This is a genomic window from Agromyces salentinus, from assembly GCF_009749395.1.
Lineage (GTDB): Bacteria > Actinomycetota > Actinomycetes > Actinomycetales > Microbacteriaceae > Agromyces > Agromyces salentinus.
On sequence record NZ_WBIR01000001.1, the window covers coordinates 369,233 to 387,788 of the forward strand.

At 72.2% G+C, this 18,556-nt stretch carries 14 protein-coding genes; 4 read left to right on the forward strand and 10 right to left on the reverse strand.

The annotated features are described in order from the left end of the window. Positions 1 to 35 precede the first annotated feature (35 nt). The gene (locus tag GQQ95_RS01805; RefSeq protein WP_246205136.1) at positions 36 to 746 is read left to right on the forward strand and encodes a DUF2238 domain-containing protein; all 711 of its coding nucleotides are present in this window, start codon (positions 36 to 38) and stop codon (positions 744 to 746) included. On the opposite strand, the gene GQQ95_RS01810 is transcribed toward GQQ95_RS01805, so the two are convergent. The 4 genes from GQQ95_RS01810 to GQQ95_RS01825 all read right to left on the reverse strand — a co-directional run bounded on the left by GQQ95_RS01810 (position 732) and on the right by GQQ95_RS01825 (position 5,634). Next, the gene (locus tag GQQ95_RS01810; RefSeq protein ID WP_157425909.1) at positions 732 to 1,679 is read right to left on the reverse strand and encodes an oxygenase MpaB family protein; all 948 of its coding nucleotides are present in this window, start codon (positions 1,677 to 1,679) and stop codon (positions 732 to 734) included. The genes GQQ95_RS01805 and GQQ95_RS01810 overlap by 15 nt on opposite strands. An 8-nt stretch (positions 1,680 to 1,687) precedes the next feature. Next, a complete protein-coding gene (locus GQQ95_RS01815) occupies positions 1,688 to 2,614 on the reverse strand; it encodes a lytic transglycosylase domain-containing protein (protein ID WP_157425910.1) in 927 nt (308 codons plus the stop codon). A 176-nt stretch (positions 2,615 to 2,790) separates the two neighbouring features. Then, positions 2,791 to 3,285 (reverse strand): nucleoside deaminase, encoded by a 495-nt coding sequence (locus tag GQQ95_RS01820; RefSeq protein WP_157425911.1) that lies wholly within the window; start codon positions 3,283 to 3,285, stop codon positions 2,791 to 2,793. A gap of 54 nt (positions 3,286 to 3,339) precedes the next feature. Continuing rightward, on the reverse strand, positions 3,340 to 5,634 hold the full coding sequence (locus GQQ95_RS01825) for a HelD family protein (protein ID WP_157425912.1): 2,295 nt from the start codon (positions 5,632 to 5,634) through the stop codon (positions 3,340 to 3,342). A gap of 107 nt (positions 5,635 to 5,741) precedes the next feature. On the opposite strand from GQQ95_RS01825, the gene GQQ95_RS01830 reads away from it, so the two are divergent. Next, positions 5,742 to 6,590: a CPBP family intramembrane glutamic endopeptidase gene (locus tag GQQ95_RS01830; protein WP_157425913.1), complete on the forward strand. Its 849-nt coding sequence runs from the start codon at positions 5,742 to 5,744 to the stop codon at positions 6,588 to 6,590. Between the two features lie 171 nt (positions 6,591 to 6,761). Next, positions 6,762 to 7,241 (forward strand): pyridoxamine 5'-phosphate oxidase family protein, encoded by a 480-nt coding sequence (locus tag GQQ95_RS01835; RefSeq protein WP_157425914.1) that lies wholly within the window; start codon positions 6,762 to 6,764, stop codon positions 7,239 to 7,241. 78 nt (positions 7,242 to 7,319) lie between these two features. Here GQQ95_RS01835 and GQQ95_RS01840 read toward each other — a convergent pair whose 3' ends face one another. The 4 genes from GQQ95_RS01840 to GQQ95_RS01855 all read right to left on the reverse strand — a co-directional run bounded on the left by GQQ95_RS01840 (position 7,320) and on the right by GQQ95_RS01855 (position 12,067). Then, positions 7,320 to 8,234, reverse strand: a complete 915-nt coding sequence (locus GQQ95_RS01840; RefSeq protein WP_157425915.1) for an SDR family oxidoreductase — start codon at positions 8,232 to 8,234, stop codon at positions 7,320 to 7,322. Positions 8,235 to 8,331: 97 nt separating this feature from the next. Continuing rightward, positions 8,332 to 9,711 (reverse strand): class I SAM-dependent methyltransferase, encoded by a 1,380-nt coding sequence (locus GQQ95_RS01845; protein ID WP_157425916.1) that lies wholly within the window; start codon positions 9,709 to 9,711, stop codon positions 8,332 to 8,334. Next, entirely contained in the window at positions 9,708 to 11,087 is a 1,380-nt protein-coding gene (locus tag GQQ95_RS01850; RefSeq protein WP_157425917.1) for an FAD-binding oxidoreductase, read from the reverse strand. The genes GQQ95_RS01845 and GQQ95_RS01850 overlap by 4 nt, the downstream gene beginning before the upstream one ends. A 53-nt stretch (positions 11,088 to 11,140) precedes the next feature. Then, a complete protein-coding gene (locus tag GQQ95_RS01855; RefSeq protein ID WP_157425918.1) occupies positions 11,141 to 12,067 on the reverse strand; it encodes a LysR family transcriptional regulator in 927 nt (308 codons plus the stop codon). A 77-nt stretch (positions 12,068 to 12,144) separates the two neighbouring features. On the opposite strand from GQQ95_RS01855, the gene GQQ95_RS01860 reads away from it, so the two are divergent. Then, positions 12,145 to 13,890: an L-aspartate oxidase gene (locus tag GQQ95_RS01860; protein WP_157425919.1), complete on the forward strand. Its 1,746-nt coding sequence runs from the start codon at positions 12,145 to 12,147 to the stop codon at positions 13,888 to 13,890. Between the two features lie 46 nt (positions 13,891 to 13,936). Here GQQ95_RS01860 and GQQ95_RS01865 read toward each other — a convergent pair whose 3' ends face one another. Next, positions 13,937 to 15,040 (reverse strand): glycosyl hydrolase, encoded by a 1,104-nt coding sequence (locus GQQ95_RS01865; protein ID WP_157425920.1) that lies wholly within the window; start codon positions 15,038 to 15,040, stop codon positions 13,937 to 13,939. After that, positions 15,037 to 18,549, reverse strand: coding sequence for a carbohydrate binding domain-containing protein (locus GQQ95_RS01870; RefSeq protein ID WP_157425921.1), 3,513 nt, complete (start codon positions 18,547 to 18,549; stop codon positions 15,037 to 15,039). Before GQQ95_RS01870 ends, GQQ95_RS01865 begins: the two co-directional genes overlap by 4 nt. Between the last annotated feature and the right edge of the window lie 7 nt (positions 18,550 to 18,556).

Sequence of the window (18,556 nt, forward strand, 5' to 3'; positions counted from 1 at the left end):
TCGGATGCCTCGCACGCGAACGTACGGTGAAGGACATGGGGCGGCCGGATGGGACGAGACGGAGGCCGCACGACTCCGCGGCACCCGAGGACGCGGCACCGGACGAGCGGAGCACCGGGGCCGAACGCCTGCTCGCGGACCTCCGCCGCCCGCCGCGCGGGCCCGGCCTGATCGCCGCGGACGCGCTCCGCCTGGCCGGCGGCATCGGCGTCATCGTCGCCGCCCTCTGGTGGAGCGCGACGGATGCCGGCGTGCTCGCGTTCGTGCTTCCCGGGCTGCTGCTCCCGCGGATGCTCGGCGCCCGGCCCGCCTTCGACCTCGCGGCCTGCGCGATCCTGCTCATCGCCGGGTGGAGCAACGTGATCGGCCTGTACGCGTCCGTCGCGTGGTGGGACCTCGTCGTGCACTTCGCGTGCACGGGCGTGCTCGCGGCGCTGCTCGCCATCCTGCTCGCGCGGTTCGGTGCCGTCTCGAGCCCCGACGACGATCGCGGGTCGGTCGCCGGGACCGCGGTCGTGACGACGCTGGTCGGGCTCGCCCTCGGGGCGCTGTGGGAGATGGTCGAGTGGTTCGGCCACGCCTTCATCAGCGACCGGATCTTCGTGGCGTACGAGGACACCATCGCCGACCTCGCGCTCGGCGGCCTCGGTGCGGTCGCCGCCGGATTCGCGGTGGCCCGGCTGCCACTCACGTCCACGTCCGCGGTCGGGGCGGATGACGCCGGCACGGACTCACTCGAGCGGTGAGGCCTCGGCCCGTTCGCCCCGTGACGCCTCACCACGTGACGCCTCGCTTCGCAGCCGCGCCACCCGCGCCCGCGCGTTGCGCTCGCTCGGCGACGTGGCGCCGAGCGCCCGCCGCGCGACGAGGAGTAGGGCACGCGTCAGCGTGATCGCCGGCCACCACGGTCGTCGGAGGCCCAGGAGGTCCCGCTGCCCGGGGTCGAGCGAGGCCACGGCGCCGCCGAAGAGGATCGGGTAGAGCCGCCCGGTGAGCCCCGGCAACCCCGGACGCCGGAGGAAGCCGACCGTCTCGACGACGCGCTCGTCGCGCTTCGCGTCGGCGAGGAACGCCGCCATCTCGGCCCGCAACGCGTCGACGGTCGTCGGCGGGTCGACGACGCCCATGAGGCGCCCGGCCTGCGCCCACTCCCGGACGTAGGCGTCGGCGCCGCCGGGGATCGGCCCGCCCCAGATCTCGTGGGCGCCGAGGAACGCCTCGGTGAAGGCGTCGTGCACCCAGCGCAGCAGCTCTGCGTCGTTCGCCGCGTACTCGCGTTCGACGCCCTTCGCATCGACGTAGGTGCCGGTCACGTGCTCGTGCAGCCGCGAGACGAAGGCGGATGCCGCGGCGGCGCTCCGCCGGTCGCCGAAGGTCGTCACGGCCACCCACCGCACGGTGCCGTCGAGCCGCGCGAGCGGGTCCTCCCGGTATCGCGACCAGTCGTGGACCCCGGCCATCGCCCCGGGATGCAGCGTCTGCAGGAGCAGTGCCCGGATGCCGGCGACGAGCGTGGGCAGTGCGCCGTTGACGGCCCACACGGCACTGCCGGGTCCGAAGAACCCGGCGTCCTCCCCCTCGGCGAGCGCGGCGGTCCACGCCGGAGGATCGGGTCGGCGGCTCCGCAGCGGATGCCAGCGCGCGGCGCCGATCGACGATCCGGCGGTGGACCGAGGCATCCGCGGCCCTATCCTGCGGATTCGGCGAATCCGCGCGCGACCTTCGCGACCTTGTCGACGTAGTCGTTGTCGTGGTTGTACGAGAACACGGCCGCGCGCCATCCGTCGGCGGTCGTCATCGCGCCGGAGGCGCACAGGTACCCGGCCGTCGCGAGTGCGGCGTCGTCGATCTGGTTCGGGTCGGCGACACCGTCGCCGTTCGCGTCGCTGCCCCACTTCTCCCAGGTCGAGGGGATGAACTGCATCGGCCCGACCGCACGGTCCCACGTCGCGTCGCCGTCGAGCAGGCCGCCGTCGGTGTCGGTGATCTTCGCGACGCCGTCGCCGTCGAGCGCCCGCCCGATGATCGGCGGCTGGGCGTCGCCGTTCTCGTCGAGCGTCGTCGAGCCATGGCTCGCGTGCCCGGACTCGATCTCGCCGATCGCGGCGATGGTGGCCCAGTCGAGGCCGCACTCGGGATCGTCGGCGGCGGAGAGCACATGCGCGGACGCATAGGCGGAGAGGGCCCGCTCGGGGATGCCGGTCTCGCCGGAGACCCGGGCGATCCATTCACCGTCGATGACCTCCATGAGCGAGGACTCGAAGCCCGACACGTCGATCGGCTCCTCGAGGACGGTCGCGTCGCCGTCGCCCTCCGGCTCGCCCTCGGCGTCGGCGTCTGCCTCGATGCGCTGGTCGTCGGACTCGGGTTGGATCACGGTCGGCGGCAGGGCGACATTCGACCCGGCGGCCGCGGGCGCCGCGAACCCTCCCGGGTTCGTCGCCGTTCCGATGACGTTGACGGCGACGACCGTGCCGATCACGAGCCCGACGGCGCCGACGACGATGCCGGTGTAGGCCGCGGTCAGGCGTGCGACGCGCCATCCGGTGACCGGCGCTCGCTCGGGGCGACGCTCGCCGCGCTCGTCGGCGTCGAAGTCGTCTTCCCAAGGCATCGCAGCTCGTTCCGTTCCGGGCGTCGGTTCAGGGTGTGCCCGCGGGGATCGCGCTCGGCGGCTCCTCGGAGGCGACGGCGGTGACCCGTCCGTCAAGACTACGCGCGTCGTGCGAGCCGTGCACGGGAATTCCCCATGGTGCAGGGCGGCGTACCCGCGCTCCGCGACCGCGGCTCCTACGACGTCGGGGCCCCTCCGGCCGCAGCCTCGATGAGGGCCCGCACCTCGGGCACGAGCTCGTCGACCGGCCCCTCGACGACCAGGTTCGGCGCGACCGCGGTGATCGGCAGCGGTGCCACCGCCGAGGGTCCGCTGCCCGCCTGCCTGCGCCATCCGGAGACCTGCGCCGCCGACGCGACGTACACGATGCGTCCGAGCCCCGCCCACGCGTGCGCGGCCGCGCACATCGGGCAGTGCTCGCCCGAGGTGTAGACGGTCGCGCGCTCGCGCTCGACCGGCGTCAGGTTCGCGACGGCCCAGTGGACCAGGTCGAGTTCCGGATGCCGCGTCGGATCGCCCGTGCTCGCCTCGCGGTTGCGTTCGGCGAACCGCTCCACGCCCGCGCCGTCGACGAGAACCGACCCGAACGGCTCGTCGCCCGCCTCCGCGGCCTCGCGGGCGAGGTCGACCGCACGGCGCAGGTGGCTGAGGTCGCTGTCGGAGATGGCCATGATCCCAGTGTGCCGCCGCGAGCGAGGTCACGCGAGTCCCGACGGCTGGGCGGCTCAGCCGATCGCGTCCCCGGCCTGGACCACCGTGAGCCGCTTCGTCGGCCTCGTCAGCGCGACGTACAGCCGCTTCCACGTCGCCGAAGACACCGCCTCGTGAGCCGGCATCGGCGGCACGGCGACCACGACGGCATCGAACTCGAGGCCCTTCGCGTCGTCGGGGGTGCCCACCCAGAGCCGATCGGATGCCGCGTCGCCGGCCGCCGCCTTCGCGGCCTCGTCCGCCCGAAGCTCGCGGAGCGCGCCGTGCACGCCGAGCGGCGCGATGACGCCGACCGTGCCCTCGCTCTCGGCGAGCGCCTCGGCGGCCGCACGGGCCGCCGCCTCGCCGAGACGGGCGGCATCGACCCGGACGACCCGCGGTTCGTGGTCTCCGTCGCGGGCCGAGGTCGGCTCGGGCGCACCGGGGTCGACGCGGCGCAGCACGCCGGTCGCGAGGCGCATGATGCGCCCGGGCGTGCGGTAGTTGACGGTGAGGTCCGTTCGGCTCCACCTCGGCACCTGGGGGTCGAGCAGCCCCGCCCACGTGAAGGCGGCGTCGGTCGCGGTGTACTGGTTGGCATCGCCCACGAGCGTCATCGACCGCGTCGGGCAGCGCCGGATGAGGGCCCGCAGCAGCATCGGGCTCGTCTCCTGCGCCTCGTCGACGATGACGTGGCCGTAGACCCACTCGCGGTCGGACATCGCCCGCTCGGCCGGGGTGCGTCCATCGCCGGCGGCCTGCCGGTCGGCGAGGGCCGAGGCGCTGACGATCGAGACGGGGGCGCTGACATGGTCGGCATCGGCATCGGCGTCGGTGACCATGTCGAGCACGTTCTGCGCGTACTCGAGATCGGTCGCGCGGTCGGACCGGGCGCGCGCCGCGGCCGCCGCCGCCGGGCGCGGGTCCTCGCCGAGCAGCTCGGCGAGTTCGTCGACGAGCGGGATGTCGGCGGGCGTCAGGCCGTGCTCCCGGGGCCGCAGCAGCGCGGCGCGCAACACGGGCTCGAGCCTCGGGAACGCGGCGTCGAACTGCGCCGGGTCGCTGAACAGGCCCCGCACCACGTCGACGGGGTCGAGGAGCGGCCAGAGCTCGTCGAAGAGCTCCTGCACCGCGGGGTCCTCGGCCCAGTCGGCGCGGCGCTCCCAGTCCTCCATGGAGGAGGAACCGTGCTCCTCGTCCTCGAGCCGGAGGATCTCGGTGAGCAGCGCCTTCTCGAACTTCGGCCTCGCGGCGTTGTGCGGCGTGCTGCCGGAGCGGCCCCGGGTGCGCACGCGCTGGAGCATCCGGCCGTCGAGCGTCATCGGCTTGAGGCCGGCCGGGCGCAGCATCCGCGTGCCCTCGTTCGGGACCTCGAACGCGCGCACCGCCTGCTTGAGCGCGGCGACGATGTCGAGTCGGCCCTTGAACTCGGCGGCGAGCGGCGCCTCGGTCGCGGTGGCCGTGACTCCCGGCACGAGCGTGCTCGGCGTGACGAGCACGGCCGAGTCCTCGCCGAGCGAGGGCAGCACCTGCGAGATGTACTCGAGGAAGCGGACGTTCGGCCCGACGATGAGCACGACCGACTTGGACAGGCGGTTGCGGTGCTCGTAGAGCAGGTAGGCGGCGCGCTGGAGGGCGACCGCGGTCTTGCCGGTGCCCGGCCCGCCCTGCACGACGAGGGTGCCCGCGAGCGGCCCGCGGATGATCGCGTCCTGCTCGCGCTGGATCGTGCCGACGATGTCGCTCATGTGCTGCGAGCGCGGACGGTCGAGGGCCGCCATGAGCGCGGCATCGCGGCTGTCGGCGTCGCCCAGGTCGTCGAGGTCGTCGACGAGGAGCGGCTCGTCGTAGACCGCCGTGACGGTGCGGTCGGTCGACGTGATGCGCCGCCTCGCCTTGAGCCCCTCGCGGTGCAGCGGCGTCGCCGTGTAGAACGCCCGAGCCACGGGGGCCCGCCAGTCGATGAGCAGCCGCTCCCCGTCGTCGGGGTCGCTGAGGCCGAGGCGTCCGATCCGGAACCGCCCGCCCTCGTCGGTCTCGACCCCGCCGAACAGCAGCCCGTACTGCGCCGTCTGCAGCCCCTGGACGCGCTGGGCGTGGTGCGCCACGAGCGCGTCGCGCTCGGTGAGGTTCAGGCCCTCACTGGGTTGCCCGAGCGTCGCCCGAAGGTACGCGGTCTCCTGCTCGAGGAGCTCGGCGACGACGTCGCGGATGCGGTCGAGCGCCGCCTGCTCCTCGGCGACGGGCGTGGTCGGAAGGCTGCTGCTGATGTCGATTCCCCTCGTGCGGCGGACCGTCGATTCTACCCGGCCCGGATGCCCCGTCGGCACGGTGCCACTCCCGGGGCGGCACGCGGCGCCGCCCCTCCCCTCGACTGAAGTACGCTCGCGTTCGGAGGCAGTCGCCTCCCACTCGCGAACCCAGCCGGGAGGCAACCGTGCCCGATCAGTCGACGTCACCCTGGAAGCGGTTCTGGGAGCACGGCGGATTCTGGCGGGCGCTCCTGCTCGCCGTCGTCTACTACGGGCTCTACCAGCTCATGGGCCTCCTCGTCGGCTGGGTCTTCGGCGACGTCGGCAGCCCCGCCCGCGGCGAGGAGGGCGGCCCGATGGACGTGCTCATCGCCACGGCGCTGCCGATCGCGCTCGCCTGCATCCTCCTGGTGCTCTTCGCGGTCTCGCTCGGCTGGCTGAAGGAGCTGTTCGGCCCCCAGCCGGTGCGCGGCCGCGGCTGGATGTGGGTCGCGATCGCCGTGGTGCTCTCGATCAACGTCTCGGCGCTCCTCAGCGTCGACTACGACAAGGCGGGCGGGGCCCTCGTGGCCGCCTGGCTGATCACCGGACTCTTCGTCGGCTTCGCCGAGGAGGTGCTGACCCGCGGCTTCGTGGTGAACCTCATGCGCAAGGCCGGGCACGGCGAGATCGCCGTGGCGATGGCCTCGGCCGGCATCTTCGCGGCGCTCCACATCGGCAACGTGTTCACGAGCGACCAGGGCCTCGCGACGACGCTCCAGCAGGTCGTCTACACGTTCTTCTTCGGCCTCTGCATGTACCTCGCACTGCGGGTGACCGGCAACCTGGTCTGGCCGATCCTGCTGCACGCGACCACCGATCCCACCCTGTTCCTGCACGGCGGCGACCCCGTCTCGAACGTCTTCGGCATCTGGGCGACCCTCAGCACCTACCTCATCGTCGTGACGGGCATCGTGCTCCTCATCGTGCTCATCGTGAGCGAACGCCGACGCGCGAAGCGCGATGGCCTGACCGAGACGCCGGTCTCCGTCTGACGCAGGGGCTGACGCCCTGGGTCTGGCGCACGAGGCCTGACGCCCTGGGCTGACGCACACGGCCTGACGCACGGGCGTGACGCACCCGGGATGCGAAGTCAATCCCCTCCGGCCCGCCCGGCCCAGCGCCTAGCGTCGGTACGAGCACGCACTCGCATCGAAGGAGGAGCCATGGCCGACACCGAGAAGCAGCGGATCATCGAACTCGCACGGGACATCCCCTACGGATGGCTCACGACCGTGACCGCCGACGGCAAGCTGGTCTCCCGGCCGATGTCCCCCCGCGAGGTGACCGATGCCGGCGAGATCTGGTACTTCGCCGAGCGCGACTCGCGGGATGCGAGCGAGATCGCGGCCAACGCGAACGTCGGCGTGACGCTGAACTCTGGATCGACCTTCGTCTCTTTCGCGGGCATCGCCGAGATCGTCGACGACCCCGCTCGCAAGGAGGAGCTGTGGGATGCCGCGGTCGAGGCCTGGCTCCCCGACGGCCCGCAGAGCCCGAACGCGATCCTCATCAAGGTCACCGCCGAGTCGGGCGAGTACTGGGACAGCCCGGGCGGGCGCATCGCCACGCTCGTGAGCTTCGTGAAGGCGAAGCTGACCGGCGAGCGCTACGACGGCGGCGAGAACGAGACGGTCACCCTGTAGGGCCCATGGCGTCTGAAGGGCCGACCGGGAGGGGCGGATGCCGCGGCATCCGCCCCTCCCGCGTCTCCGGGCGACGGGTCAGGGCGTCGGCTTGCCACCGGTCACGCCGAGGGTCTCGCCGACGACGTAGCTCGACTCCGCGGACGCGAGGAAGACGAATGCCGGTGCGAGTTCGGCGGGCTGGCCCATGCGCCCGAGCGGCGTGCTCTCGCCGAACTCCTCGAGCTTCTCCGGCGGCTGGCCGTCGGTCACCTGGAGCACCGTCCAGATGGGGCCGGGCGCGACGGCGTTCACCCGGATGCCCTTGGGGGCGAGCTGCTGCGCGAGGGCCTTCGTGAACGCGTTGATGGTCGCCTTGGTCGAGGCGTAGTCCACGAGGACCGGTGAGGGCTCGTAGGCCTGGATCGACGTCGTGTTGATGATCGTCGAGCCGGGGGTGAGATGCGGCACGGCCGCCTTCGTGATCCAGAACATCGCGTACACGTTCGTCTTGAACGTGTCGTCGAACTGGTCGTCGGACAGGTCGGTGATGCTCTCGGCGTACACCTGCTTGCCGCCGTTGTTCACGAGCAGGTCGAGGCCGCCGAGCGAGTCGACCGCGCGATCCACGAGCTCGCGGCAGTACGCGTCGTCGCGGAGGTCGCCCGGGATCGTGAACACCTGCACGCCGGCGTCCTGCGCGATCGACGCGACGCGCTGCGCATCGGCCTCCTCCTCGGGGAGGTAGGACATGACGACGTCGGCGCCCTCGCGTGCGAAGGCGATCACCGTGGCGGCGCCGATGCCCGAGTCGGCCCCGGTGACGAGCGCCTTGCGGCCCGTCAGGCGACCGGTGCCGCGATAGGTGTGCTCGCCGAGGTCGGGCTTGGGCTCGAGCTCCGCCTCGAGGCCGGGCTCCGGCTGATGCTGTCGCTTCGGGTCGAACTCCGCGTAGAGCGCGGACGGGTCGGTGAACGTGTACTGGTCTCGTGAGTCTCGTGTGCGGTCGTCCATGCAGCGAACCTAGGCGGGCGACCGGATTCCCGGCAGGGACTTGCGCAGCCCGGGCGTCGCCGCTACCGGATCGCAGCGTCCGATCCCGCGCGAACCGCTACGGCGTCCACCAGGGCCGCAGGGGCAGGTCGCCGTCGCTGCCCCGTTCGTCGGGCCGGACGGCGAGCACCTGGTGCAGCTGGATGCCGCCGACCTCGAACGCGAGCCGGGAGCCGGCCATGTAGAGGCCCCACACCTTCGCGGTCGGCAGGCCGACCTCGGCGACGGCCTCGTCCCAGTGCGCGACGAGGTTCGCGCACCAGTCGCGGAGGGTCAGCGCGTAGTGCCGGCGCAGGTTCTCCTCGTGCAGCACCTCGAGGCCGACGTCCTGGGCCTCGCGGATGATGCGGCCCGAGCCGGTGAGTTCCCCGTCGGGGAACACGTAGCGGTCGATGAACCCTCGCGCTGACGGCTGCGACGTGTTGTCGGGCCGGGTGATGCAGTGGTTGAGCAGCAGGCCGCCGGGGCGGAGCCTGGACTGCAGGAAGCGGAAGTACGACGCGTAGTTCTTCACCCCGATGTGCTCGAGCAACCCGATCGAGGAGACGGCGTCGAAGCCGGTCTCCCGGATGTCGCGGTAGTCGCCGTACCGCACCTCGGCGAGCTCGCCGAGACCCTCCTCGTGGATGGCGTGCTTCGCCCATGCGGTCTGCTGCTCCGAGAGGGTGACGCCGACGGCCCGCACCCCGCGCCTGGCGGCGTAGCGCACCATGCCGCCCCAGCCGCAGCCGACGTCGAGCAGGCGGTCTCCGGGCTTCAGCCGCAGCTTCTCGAAGACGAGCCGGTACTTGTTCTCCTGCGCCTGGTCGAGCGAGGCATCCGCATCCGGGTAGCAGGCGCACGTGTACGTCATCGAGCGCCCGAGCACCCACTCGTAGAACGTGTTCGACACGTCGTAGTGGTGGTGGATCGCCTCGGCGTCGCGCGATTTGCTGTGCCGCAGTCCCTCGGCCACCCGGCGCCACCTCGGCGGCACCTCCTGCGGCGGCGGCGCGATCGGACGCAGGTGCTCGACCCCGATCGAGCGCACGACCTGCGCCATGACCTTGGGCGGGGGCAGCTTGAAGACGAGGTCGTCGGCCAGCGCCTTCAGCAGGTCGTACGGATCTCCGGGATGCACGCCGTGCACGTCGAGGTCGCCGGCGATGTACGCACGCGCGAGTCCGAGGTCGCCGCGTCCGGTGGCCAGGTAGGTCGTGCCCCGCGGCGTCTTCAGCTCGATGCCGAGTGCCGCGTCCGGCGGGCCGGCCGAGCTCCCGTCGTAGGCGGTGAAGCGCAGCGGCAGCCGCCCGCCGGCGAGGATCTCGAGGATCTGGGCGAGCGTCAGGCGAGGGGTCGACGTCGACTCGCCCCCTCCGGCGCCGCCCGCGACATCCGCTCGCTCCGATGGTTCGGGCGCCCCAGTCGTGCCGGTCGTCGGACCCTTCGTCGTGGTCATCGTCGTTGCACCGCCTTCGCGTAGAGATCGAGCAGACGTGAGTCGGGGTCGTAGCGCTCCTTGACGAGCCGGTAGGCGTCGCCGCCGTAGAGCGCGTCGAACTCCTCCCGCGGGTAGAAGCTGTCGGAGTAGAGCGACTTGTGGCCGTCGAGGGCGGAGACCTCGCGCTCGATGCGGCGGTTCGTCTCGCCCTCGGCCCGGCCGACGGGCACGGTCGACCAGAAGCCGACGTTGACGTAGGTGCGATGCGGCTCGAGCGGGTACAGGGGCCAGGCGCCCTCGCCCCGCAGTCGCAGCGGGCACAACCAGATCGGCTCGATCGGCACGTGCTCGAGGAACCAGCCGAGGAACTCCGCGGTGCGTTCGATCGGCAGCTCGACGTCCTGGATGACGCGTTCGCGCGGCGGCCGTCCGTGCAGCCGCTCGAGCCGGTCGCCGATGTCGTAGCGGCGTTCGAGGCGCATGAGCCGCGCGTACGAACTGCTGCGCCGGAGTCGCCGAGGCCAGAGCCGGCGGACGAGCGGATGCTGCGCCCCGAACGCCTCGGAGCACCAGAACCAGTCGGCGTCCCACCGCCACAGGTAGTCGTGGGCGGTGAGCCGGTCGCGCGTCGTGCCCTCGTCGTGCTGCATGGACCGGTAGTACACCCGCTGTCCCGTGTAGTCGCTGACGGGCCCGGGCTCGACCGTCTTCGCGCCGAGGCACAGGTAGGCCTCGTCGGCCCCGAACACCACGCCGTCGAGGAAGTCGACCGGCTCGCCGTCGTGCGCGCCCGTCCGGACGATGCCGTCCATGGCGGCGACGAGATCGTCGAGGTCGTGGAAGCGCACGTGCCGGAGGGCGACGAACGGCAGCACCGGCTCGAGCTCGATGCGCAGCCGCACGGCGTAGCCGAGCGTGCCGTACGAGTTCGGGAAGGCGTGGAACAGGTCGGCGTGCTCGCGCGGTGACGCCGTGACGACCTCGCCCGCCCCCGTCAGCACGTCCAGTTCGAGCACCGACTCGTGCGGCAGGCCGTTGCGGAACGACGTGGACTCGATGCCGAGCCCCGTGACGGCGCCGCCGAGCGTGATGGTCTTCAACTGCGGCACGACGAGCGGCGCGAAGCCGTGCGGCAGGGTCGCCGCCACGAGGTCGTCGTACGTGCACATGCCCGCGACGTCGGCCGTGCGGTGCTCGGCGTCGACCGCGATCACGTGCGTCAGTCCCGAGGTGTCCAGGCCCGGGGCATCGGCCTTCTCGCGCGTCCGGAAGAGGTTCGAGGTGCGCTTGGCCAGCCGGATCGCGGATGCCGCGGGCACGGCCCGGTAGCTCTCGAGCAGGCGCTCCACGCCGGCATCGTGAGCGGCTCGTGCGTCGATCGCAGGAGCGGACACGACTTCACGCTAGTCCTCGGGGAGCGCCGCGACCACTGCCGAAACGGGCGTGCTCAGCCGGCGACCCGCATGGTGGCCCCCGCGCGGGCGGCGAAGGCCGTCGCGCTCGCGGTGATGGTGCGGCGCATGACCTCGGCCGCGGCGGTCGGGGCGACGTCGGCGGGCCGCGCGAAGCTGATCGTGCGCTCGAGCGAGGACGTCCCGAGCCGCACCGAACGCAGCCCCGGGCGGTCGATGAGGACCATCGCCGGGACGATCGCGACCCCGAGCCCGCGCTCGACGAACCGCAGCACGGCGTCCATCTCGGCGCCCTCGAGCACGACCTCCGGCGCGAGGCCGGCGGCCAGGAACGCGGCATCCGTCGCCGCCCGCAGGTCGTAGCTCGAGCTGAAGACGATCTGCGGCAGCCGCGCCACCTCGGGGAGCGTGATCGTGTCGCGCTCGGTGATCGGGGGCCGGCTCGACGACGAGACGACCACGAGCTCCTCGACGAGCAGCGGCGTCACCGTGAAGCGATCGGCCGACGAGGCATCCGTCGTCGTGATGAGGGCGAGGTCGAGCTCACCGGCCGAGAGCTGGTCGAGCAGCCGGCGGGAGCCGTGCTCCGACAGGTACAGCTCGATCGCCGGGTGCGCCGCGTGGAATGCGCTCAGCACCTCCGCGACGAGGCTGATGCAGAGGGTCGGCGTCGCCCCGAGGCGGACCCGGCCGCGCTCGAGGCCGGCGAGCTCGGCGAGCTCGCGGCGCACCGCCTCGGCGTCGGCGAGCATGCGCCTCGCGAGCGGCAGGAGCGATTCACCGGCCGACGTCAGCGTGCTGCCACCGCGGGCGCGGTGGAACAGCTCGGCGCCGAGGTCCTGCTCGAGCGCGGCGATCTGGCGGCTCAGGGAGGGCTGGGCGAGGTAGAGCTCCTCGGCGGCCCGGGTGAAGTTGCCGAATCGGGCCACCTCGACGAAGCTCCGGAGTTGCTCGAGGTTCATGTCGATAGCGTACGCGCATGGGGATCAGCAGTCATATGCATTGGACTCATCGAACTGTGCTTCCTAGCGTTGAATCCATGAGCACCACCACACCTCAGGAACGCCAGATCTCGACCACCGTCCTCGTCATCGGCACGGGCGGATCGGGGCTGCGCGCCGCCATCGAGCTCGCCGAGGCGGGCGTCGACGTCCTCGCGCTCGGGAAGCGGGCCAAGTCCGACGCGCACACCTCCCTCGCCGCCGGCGGCATCAATGCGGCGCTGTCGACGATGGACGCCGAGGACAGCTGGCAGCAGCACGCCGCCGACACCCTCAAGGAGAGCTACCTGCTCGCCGACCCGCGCACCGTCGTCACGGTGACCGAGGGCGGCGCCCGCGGCATCGACGACCTCGAGCGCTACGGCATGCCGTTCGCCCGCGAGGCGGACGGCCGCATCTCGCAGCGCTTCTTCGGCGCGCACACCTACCGCCGCACGGCCTTCGCGGGCGACTACACGGGCCTGGAGATCCAGCGGACGCTCGTCAATCGCGCGGCGCAGCTGCACGTGCCGATCCTCGACACGGCCTACGTCACGCGGATCCTCGTCAACGAGGACGGCGCGGTCTTCGGCGCCTACGGCTTCGACCTCGAGGACGGCACGCGCTACCTCATCCACGCGGATGCCGTCATCCTCGCCGCCGGAGGGCACAACCGCATCTGGCGGCGCACCTCGTCCCGCCGCGACGAGAACACGGGCGACTCGTGGCGCCTCGCCGTCGAGGCGGGCGGACGCGTGCGCGACCCCGAACTCGTGCAGTTCCACCCGTCGGGCATCATCGAGCCCGAGAACGCGGCGGGCACCCTCATCTCCGAGGCGGCCCGCGGCGAGGGCGGCATCCTCACGAACGGCCTCGGCGAGCGCTTCATGGCGAAGTACGACCCCGAACGCATGGAACTCTCGACCCGCGATCGGGTGGCGCTCGCGGCGTACACCGAGATCAAGGAGGGCCGGGGAACCCCGAACGGCGGGGTCTGGCTGGACGTCTCGCACCTGCCGCGCGAGACGATCATGACCCGGCTCCCCCGCGTCTACCAGACGATGCTCGAGCTCCAGATGCTCGACATCACGAAGGAGCCGATCGAGATCGCGCCCACCGCGCACTACTCGATGGGCGGCGTCTGGGTGCGTCCAGAGGACCACGGCACGGATGTCCCCGGGCTCTACGCGATCGGGGAGGCATCCTCCGGGCTGCACGGCGCGAACCGCCTGGGCGGCAACTCGCTCATCGAGCTGCTCGTCTTCGGGCGCATCGTGGGGCAGGCGGCCGCCTCGTACTCGCGCGGGCTCACGGCGCAGCAGCGCTCGAAGGCCGCCGTGCAGACCGCTCGCGACGAGATCGCCGGGCTGCTCGCCGCGGAGGGCAGCGAGAACGTGCGCGCCCTCCAGCGCGCCATCCGCAACACCATGACCGAGCACGCCGGGGTGGTGCGCGACGAGCAGGGCCTGCTGGCCGGCCTCGCCGAGCTCGACGCGATCGAGGCCCGCATGGCCGACATCGGCGTGCACCCCGACATCGCCGGCTACCAGGACCTCGCCCACGCGTTCGACCTGAAGTCGGCGGTACTCGCCGCCCGCGCCACCCTCTCGGCGGCGCTCGAGCGACGCGAGACCCGCGGATGCCACAACCGCAGCGACCACCCCGAGACGGATGCCGCGCTGCAGGTCAACCTCGTCTGGTCGCCGTCCACCGGCGTGACGCGCGAGTCGATCCCGCCCGTCCCAGAGGAGATCGCGGCGCTCATGCGCGAGGAGGTCTCGGTGGCGGGCAAGCTCGTCGAGTAGCGAGGTCGAGCCGGAGGGGGCGGATGCCGCGAGGCATCCGCCCCCTTCAGCGCCCGGCAGGCCCGGAGGCGACGAACCGGGGCAGGTCGGCGGCCCCGATGCTGCCGCGGTAGAACGCCGCCATCGCGTCGGGGGTGTTGTGGAGCCAGGTCCGCTCACCCCACGGCATCGCGAGCGCCCAGGCCGGCTGGGTGCGGAGCACGTCCGGGCCGGGCAGCACGAAGGTCTCCCCGATGATCATCGGCTTGCCGTCGCGCTCGGCGATGCGGCGCGCCTGCTCGTACCGCCTCGGCGAGTACCCCTCGTCGTCGTAGAAGTCCACCGAGAGCACGTCGTACGCGTCGGCGCCGGGATTGAATGAGTCCCAGTCGTTCGCGTCGTACTCGGGGATGCCGCCCGCGAGCCCGCGGTACCTCGCGAACTTCTCGTCGCCGTCCAGGTGTCCGTAGTCGTCGGGCAGGTCCTGGATGTTCCAGACCCAGACGATGTCGTGCAGGCCCCATTCCTCCTCGAGGTGCCGGCGGAACATCCGGAAGAGGCCGGCGGTTCCCCCGGGCCCCGGCCGGCCGCCCCACCAGAAGACGTGCTGGTTCATCTCGTGGAAGGGGCGGAGCAGCACCGTGACGCCTGCGTCGTCGAGCCGCTTCAGGTGCCCGGCGTACTCGTCCATGCGGCGGCGCCAGTTGGCGTTCAGCTCGGTGCCGTCGCGCAGGAGCTCGGCCCAGCGATCCTCCGGCAGGTGGCTGTAGACGCGGTTGGGCCCGGGCAGGGCGTCGGCCGCCGCATCCGTGCCCCATCCGCCCTCGACCTCCTGCTCGACCGTGTACTGCGGCGGCGAGACGTGGAACATGATCTGGACGAGGCGTCCGTTCCTCCACTGGCGGATGACCTCGTCGATCATGTTCGCCCGGAACGGCACGGTGCGACCGGTGAGGAAGTCCGCACTGTAGAGCGCCGGATACACCCCGGTCTCGGCGGCGACGCGCCGGTGGAGGTCGTCGGCCTCCGCCGGATCCTCGTACGGGTGGTCGTGGTGCATCGCCGAGATGATCCGGCCGCCGTGGTCGCCGGCGAGGTATTCGAGCACGCCGACGCCGGGGGCGGTCTCCGAGGTGTCGAGGCCCGCGTCGCCGCTCACCGGACCCGTCACAGCAGGATCACCAGGACGCGCTTCGTGCTCGTGGCGGCGATGGTCGCGTCCCCCGCGAACGTCGCGACCACCGAGTGGACGCCGCGCTTGAGCTTGGGCAGCGTGAGCGTCGCCCGGCCGTTCCCGTCGAGCGTCGCGGTGACCGTCTTGCCGCCCACCGTGACCGTGACGGTCCGGCCGGCCGTCGGGGCCGCGGTGTCGAGCTGCACGGTGGCCTTGACCGTGAGGAACGACAGCGAGACGGGCGACGAGAGCCGGAGTCCGAGCGAGCTCGCGTACACGACCGTGACGGCCTCGCTCGAGGCCGAGGCCGAGGCAGTCCCCCGGTGCGCCGTGACGACGACGACGATCTCCGCGCCCTGGTCTGCGGCGGTGACCGTGTAGGTCTGCTCCTCGGCGCCCGCGACGTCGATCCCGTCGCGCTGCCACTGGTAGCTGAACGTGAGGTCGGCGCCGTCCCAGGCGCCCGGGTCGGCGGTCAGGGTGCCGCCGACGACGGCAGCGCCGGCCACCGACGGTGCTGCGGTGTTCACCGGAACCTGCGGCCCGGCATCCACGAGCGTCGTCGCGACGTCGTCGATGACGAGCGTGCCGGCTCCGGAGCCGCCGAGGTAGAACGCGAACTGGCTCACCTTCGTGAGGTCCAGCTGCCCTTCGCCGGCCCAGGCGGGCGGCGCGAACTCGTCGAACGCGACCTCGTAGTGGGTCCAGTCACCGGTCGTGACCGGCACCGCGGCCTCCCAGTAGGCACCGGCCGCGACGAACTGCACGCTCAGGGTCTGGCCCGGCGTGGCCTGCGCGTCGAACTCGACGCCGTCGTAGCCCCACCACGACTGCGCCGCGGGCAGGGTGCGGATGACGCCGGCGTAGCCGGGCCCGGAGAGGTCGTAGGCGAACGAGGCGGCCGTGGTCCCGGTGACCGGGTTCGCGATCCTCGTGGCCGTCACGGGCCCGCCGCCGCCGTTGCGCGGGTACGCCGCGGCGAGCGCCGCATCATCGGCGTAGGACTCGAAGTCCTCGACCGTGAGCGCGGTCGTCGGCAGCTCCGCCGTGGCGAAGGTGGCCACCTCCGGGCTGGCGATCGTCTGCCCGTAGCCGTTGAACGCGGTGACCTGCCAGTGGTAGGTCGTGCCCGGGGCGAGTTCCTCGGTGACCGTGTGCCGCGGCGCGCTGAGGGCGGCCGACTGCTCGACGACGTCGGTGAGTCCCGCATCACGGGCGAGGGTGACCCGGTAGTACGCGGCATCCGCCGCGCTCGACCACGTCAACTGCGGCGATGCGGTGATGCCCGTGGCGCCGTCGGCCGGAGCGGTGAGGGCGAAGGCCCCGGGCGCCGCCGGTTCCGGTGCGTTCGGGGAGAACAGCGTGAGCTCCCCGATCTGCGGCGTCCACGGCTCGCCCTGCGCGCCGTCCCACGAGATCCTGAGGAAGTCCGTGTCCTCCAGGCCCCGCAGGCGGTAGTCGAACCGCTTCCAGTTGCCGGCTCCGCCGGTGACCTGCGGCTCGAGCGGCGTCCACTCGGAACCGTCGGCCGATGCCGAGACGGCCACGGGGATGACGGGCTGGTCGGGCCAGTACCACGCCGTGAAGTCGGCGCCCGAGATGTCGTCGTAGGTCCACACGAGGCTTGCGGGGTCGGCGCTGTCACGCTTGGCCCGGCCGGCGTCCCCACCGAACTGCCCCGGGTTCCCGCCGTCGATGGAGAGTGCTCCGGTGTGCTCGGCGGTCAGCGAGAAGTCGTCGAGGGGGTCGACGAGGGCCGGACGATCGGCGACGCCGGTGATGGTCGCCCTCGAGAGGCGCACGCCGGAGTCTGCTGCCCACGAGACCCGCACCTGCTCGCCCGAGAGTCCACTCGCCGTGACGAGCACCCCGCCGTCGACGGTGCTGCTCTCGAGCACGGCGTCGGTCCAGTCCGAGCCGTCACTGCTCGATGCGACGCGAAGGTCGTCGGCCGACCCGGCGTCGAGGCGGAACGACGCGGTGCTCGCGCCGGCCACGTTCCAGGTGATGGCGGCATCGCCTCCGTCGGCGACCGCCTGGGCATGGACCGGCGTCGCCACCACGCGGACGTGCTCAGAGGACGACGCGAGGCCGAGCGTCTCGAGCGGGTCGACGAGCACGGCCGAGCCGGCAGGGACGTCCACGGTGTCGGAGACGGCGGTTCCGGCCGCGTCCGCCTTCGCCGCGGTGACCCGGTACCGCACGTCGCCCGCGGGCTCGAGGTCGAGGACCGGCGACCCCTCGGCGGGGACCTCGGCGACCGTGCTCCAGGCGGCACCGTCGACCGAGCGTTCGACGAGGTAGGTCGCCGCCGCCGCGGTTCCGCGCCACGCGACGGAGTTGATGCCGTTCGTGGTGGTGACCTCGGTGATGAGCGGCCGGTCGAGCTCGACCGTGCCGGTGGCCGAGCCGATCGCCTCGGAGTAGGCCTCGATGGCCTCGACCTGCGAGCGCATCTTCTCGGTCGTTCCCGGATGGTGCAGGGTGAAGCCGTCGTCGTGCTCGACGTAGCCGCCGCGGTCGTGGTGGCCGAACAGGGACCAGAGCATCATCCCCGTGACGTCGGGGTTCTCGACGAGGGGGCCGAGCAGGTCGGCGGATGCCGAGTTGGAGCCGTACTCGCCGGCGATGTAGACCTTGCCCGCGTCGGTGATGGTGGCCGCGTCCGCCGCCACCTTGGCCGCGGTCGGCGGGTAGTAGTGCACGTCCACGATGTCGACGTCGGCCGCGACGAGGGTGTCGGGGTCGATGTCGAAGCGTCGTCCGGCGGAGAGGAGCTGGTGCGGGGCGCGCTCCTTGATGAACGCGGCCTGGCTCGCGATCCAGTCGGGCGTCATGCCCTCGAGCTCGTTGCCGAGCTCCCACGCCAGGACCGTGGGGTCGTCGACGTACCGGACGCCGGTCAGGGCGTTGGTGCGCGACAGGACGTGCTCGACGTAATCGTCGAAGGCGGCGATGGCCGCGGCATCCGTGTAGAAATCGCCGGGCTGGAGCCCGAGCGGCGTCGTGAAGTCGCGGTGACCGCCGTGGTAGTACGCCCATTCGTCGGTCAGCGGGAGGATGAAGCGGAGGCCGATCGAGCCGGCGTAGGCGATCGCGAAATCGATCGTGGCGAACGCCTCGTCGTTGTACTCGCCGAGCGCCGGCATCAGTGCCAGCGGGTTCGCGTCGTCCTGGCCGGTGGAGGTCATCATGTGGGACCTCACCACCGTGATGCCCATCTCCTTGGCGGTGTCGAGGGCGTTCTTGATGCGGAAGAAGGTCGGGTAGTCGACGCCGCCGACGTTCTCGTCCAGGCCCAGCCAGTAGGCGTTCGCGCCGTTGAACCGGAACGTGTCGCCGCCCAGCACGAGTCGGCTGCCGTCGCGGGTGACGAATTCGGTGTTCACGGAGCTCCAGTCGGACTCGGCGGCGGCCGCCGCCGGGGTGGCGACCAGGACTCCGGCGACGAGCGCACCGGCAGCGAGCAGGCTACCGAGTGCGCGGATCGGGTGTGGGGTGTGCATGTTCGTC

Excerpts from the sequence above, each read along its gene's own strand:
- GQQ95_RS01835 (WP_157425914.1), top strand. The coding sequence starts at position 6,762 with ATGGCCGACACCGAGAAGCAGCGGATCATCGAACTCGCACGGGACATC.
- GQQ95_RS01815 (WP_157425910.1), bottom strand. The coding sequence starts at position 2,614 with ATGCCTTGGGAAGACGACTTCGACGCCGACGAGCGCGGCGAGCGTCGC.
- GQQ95_RS01845 (WP_157425916.1), bottom strand. The coding sequence starts at position 9,711 with ATGACCACGACGAAGGGTCCGACGACCGGCACGACTGGGGCGCCCGAA.
- GQQ95_RS01855 (WP_157425918.1), bottom strand. The coding sequence starts at position 12,067 with ATGAACCTCGAGCAACTCCGGAGCTTCGTCGAGGTGGCCCGATTCGGC.
- GQQ95_RS01810 (WP_157425909.1), bottom strand. The coding sequence starts at position 1,679 with ATGCCTCGGTCCACCGCCGGATCGTCGATCGGCGCCGCGCGCTGGCAT.
- GQQ95_RS01820 (WP_157425911.1), bottom strand. The coding sequence starts at position 3,285 with ATGGCCATCTCCGACAGCGACCTCAGCCACCTGCGCCGTGCGGTCGAC.
- GQQ95_RS01870 (WP_157425921.1), bottom strand. The coding sequence starts at position 18,549 with ATGCACACCCCACACCCGATCCGCGCACTCGGTAGCCTGCTCGCTGCC.
- GQQ95_RS01840 (WP_157425915.1), bottom strand. The coding sequence starts at position 8,234 with ATGGACGACCGCACACGAGACTCACGAGACCAGTACACGTTCACCGAC.
- GQQ95_RS01805 (WP_246205136.1), top strand. The coding sequence starts at position 36 with ATGGGGCGGCCGGATGGGACGAGACGGAGGCCGCACGACTCCGCGGCA.
- GQQ95_RS01860 (WP_157425919.1), top strand. The coding sequence starts at position 12,145 with ATGAGCACCACCACACCTCAGGAACGCCAGATCTCGACCACCGTCCTC.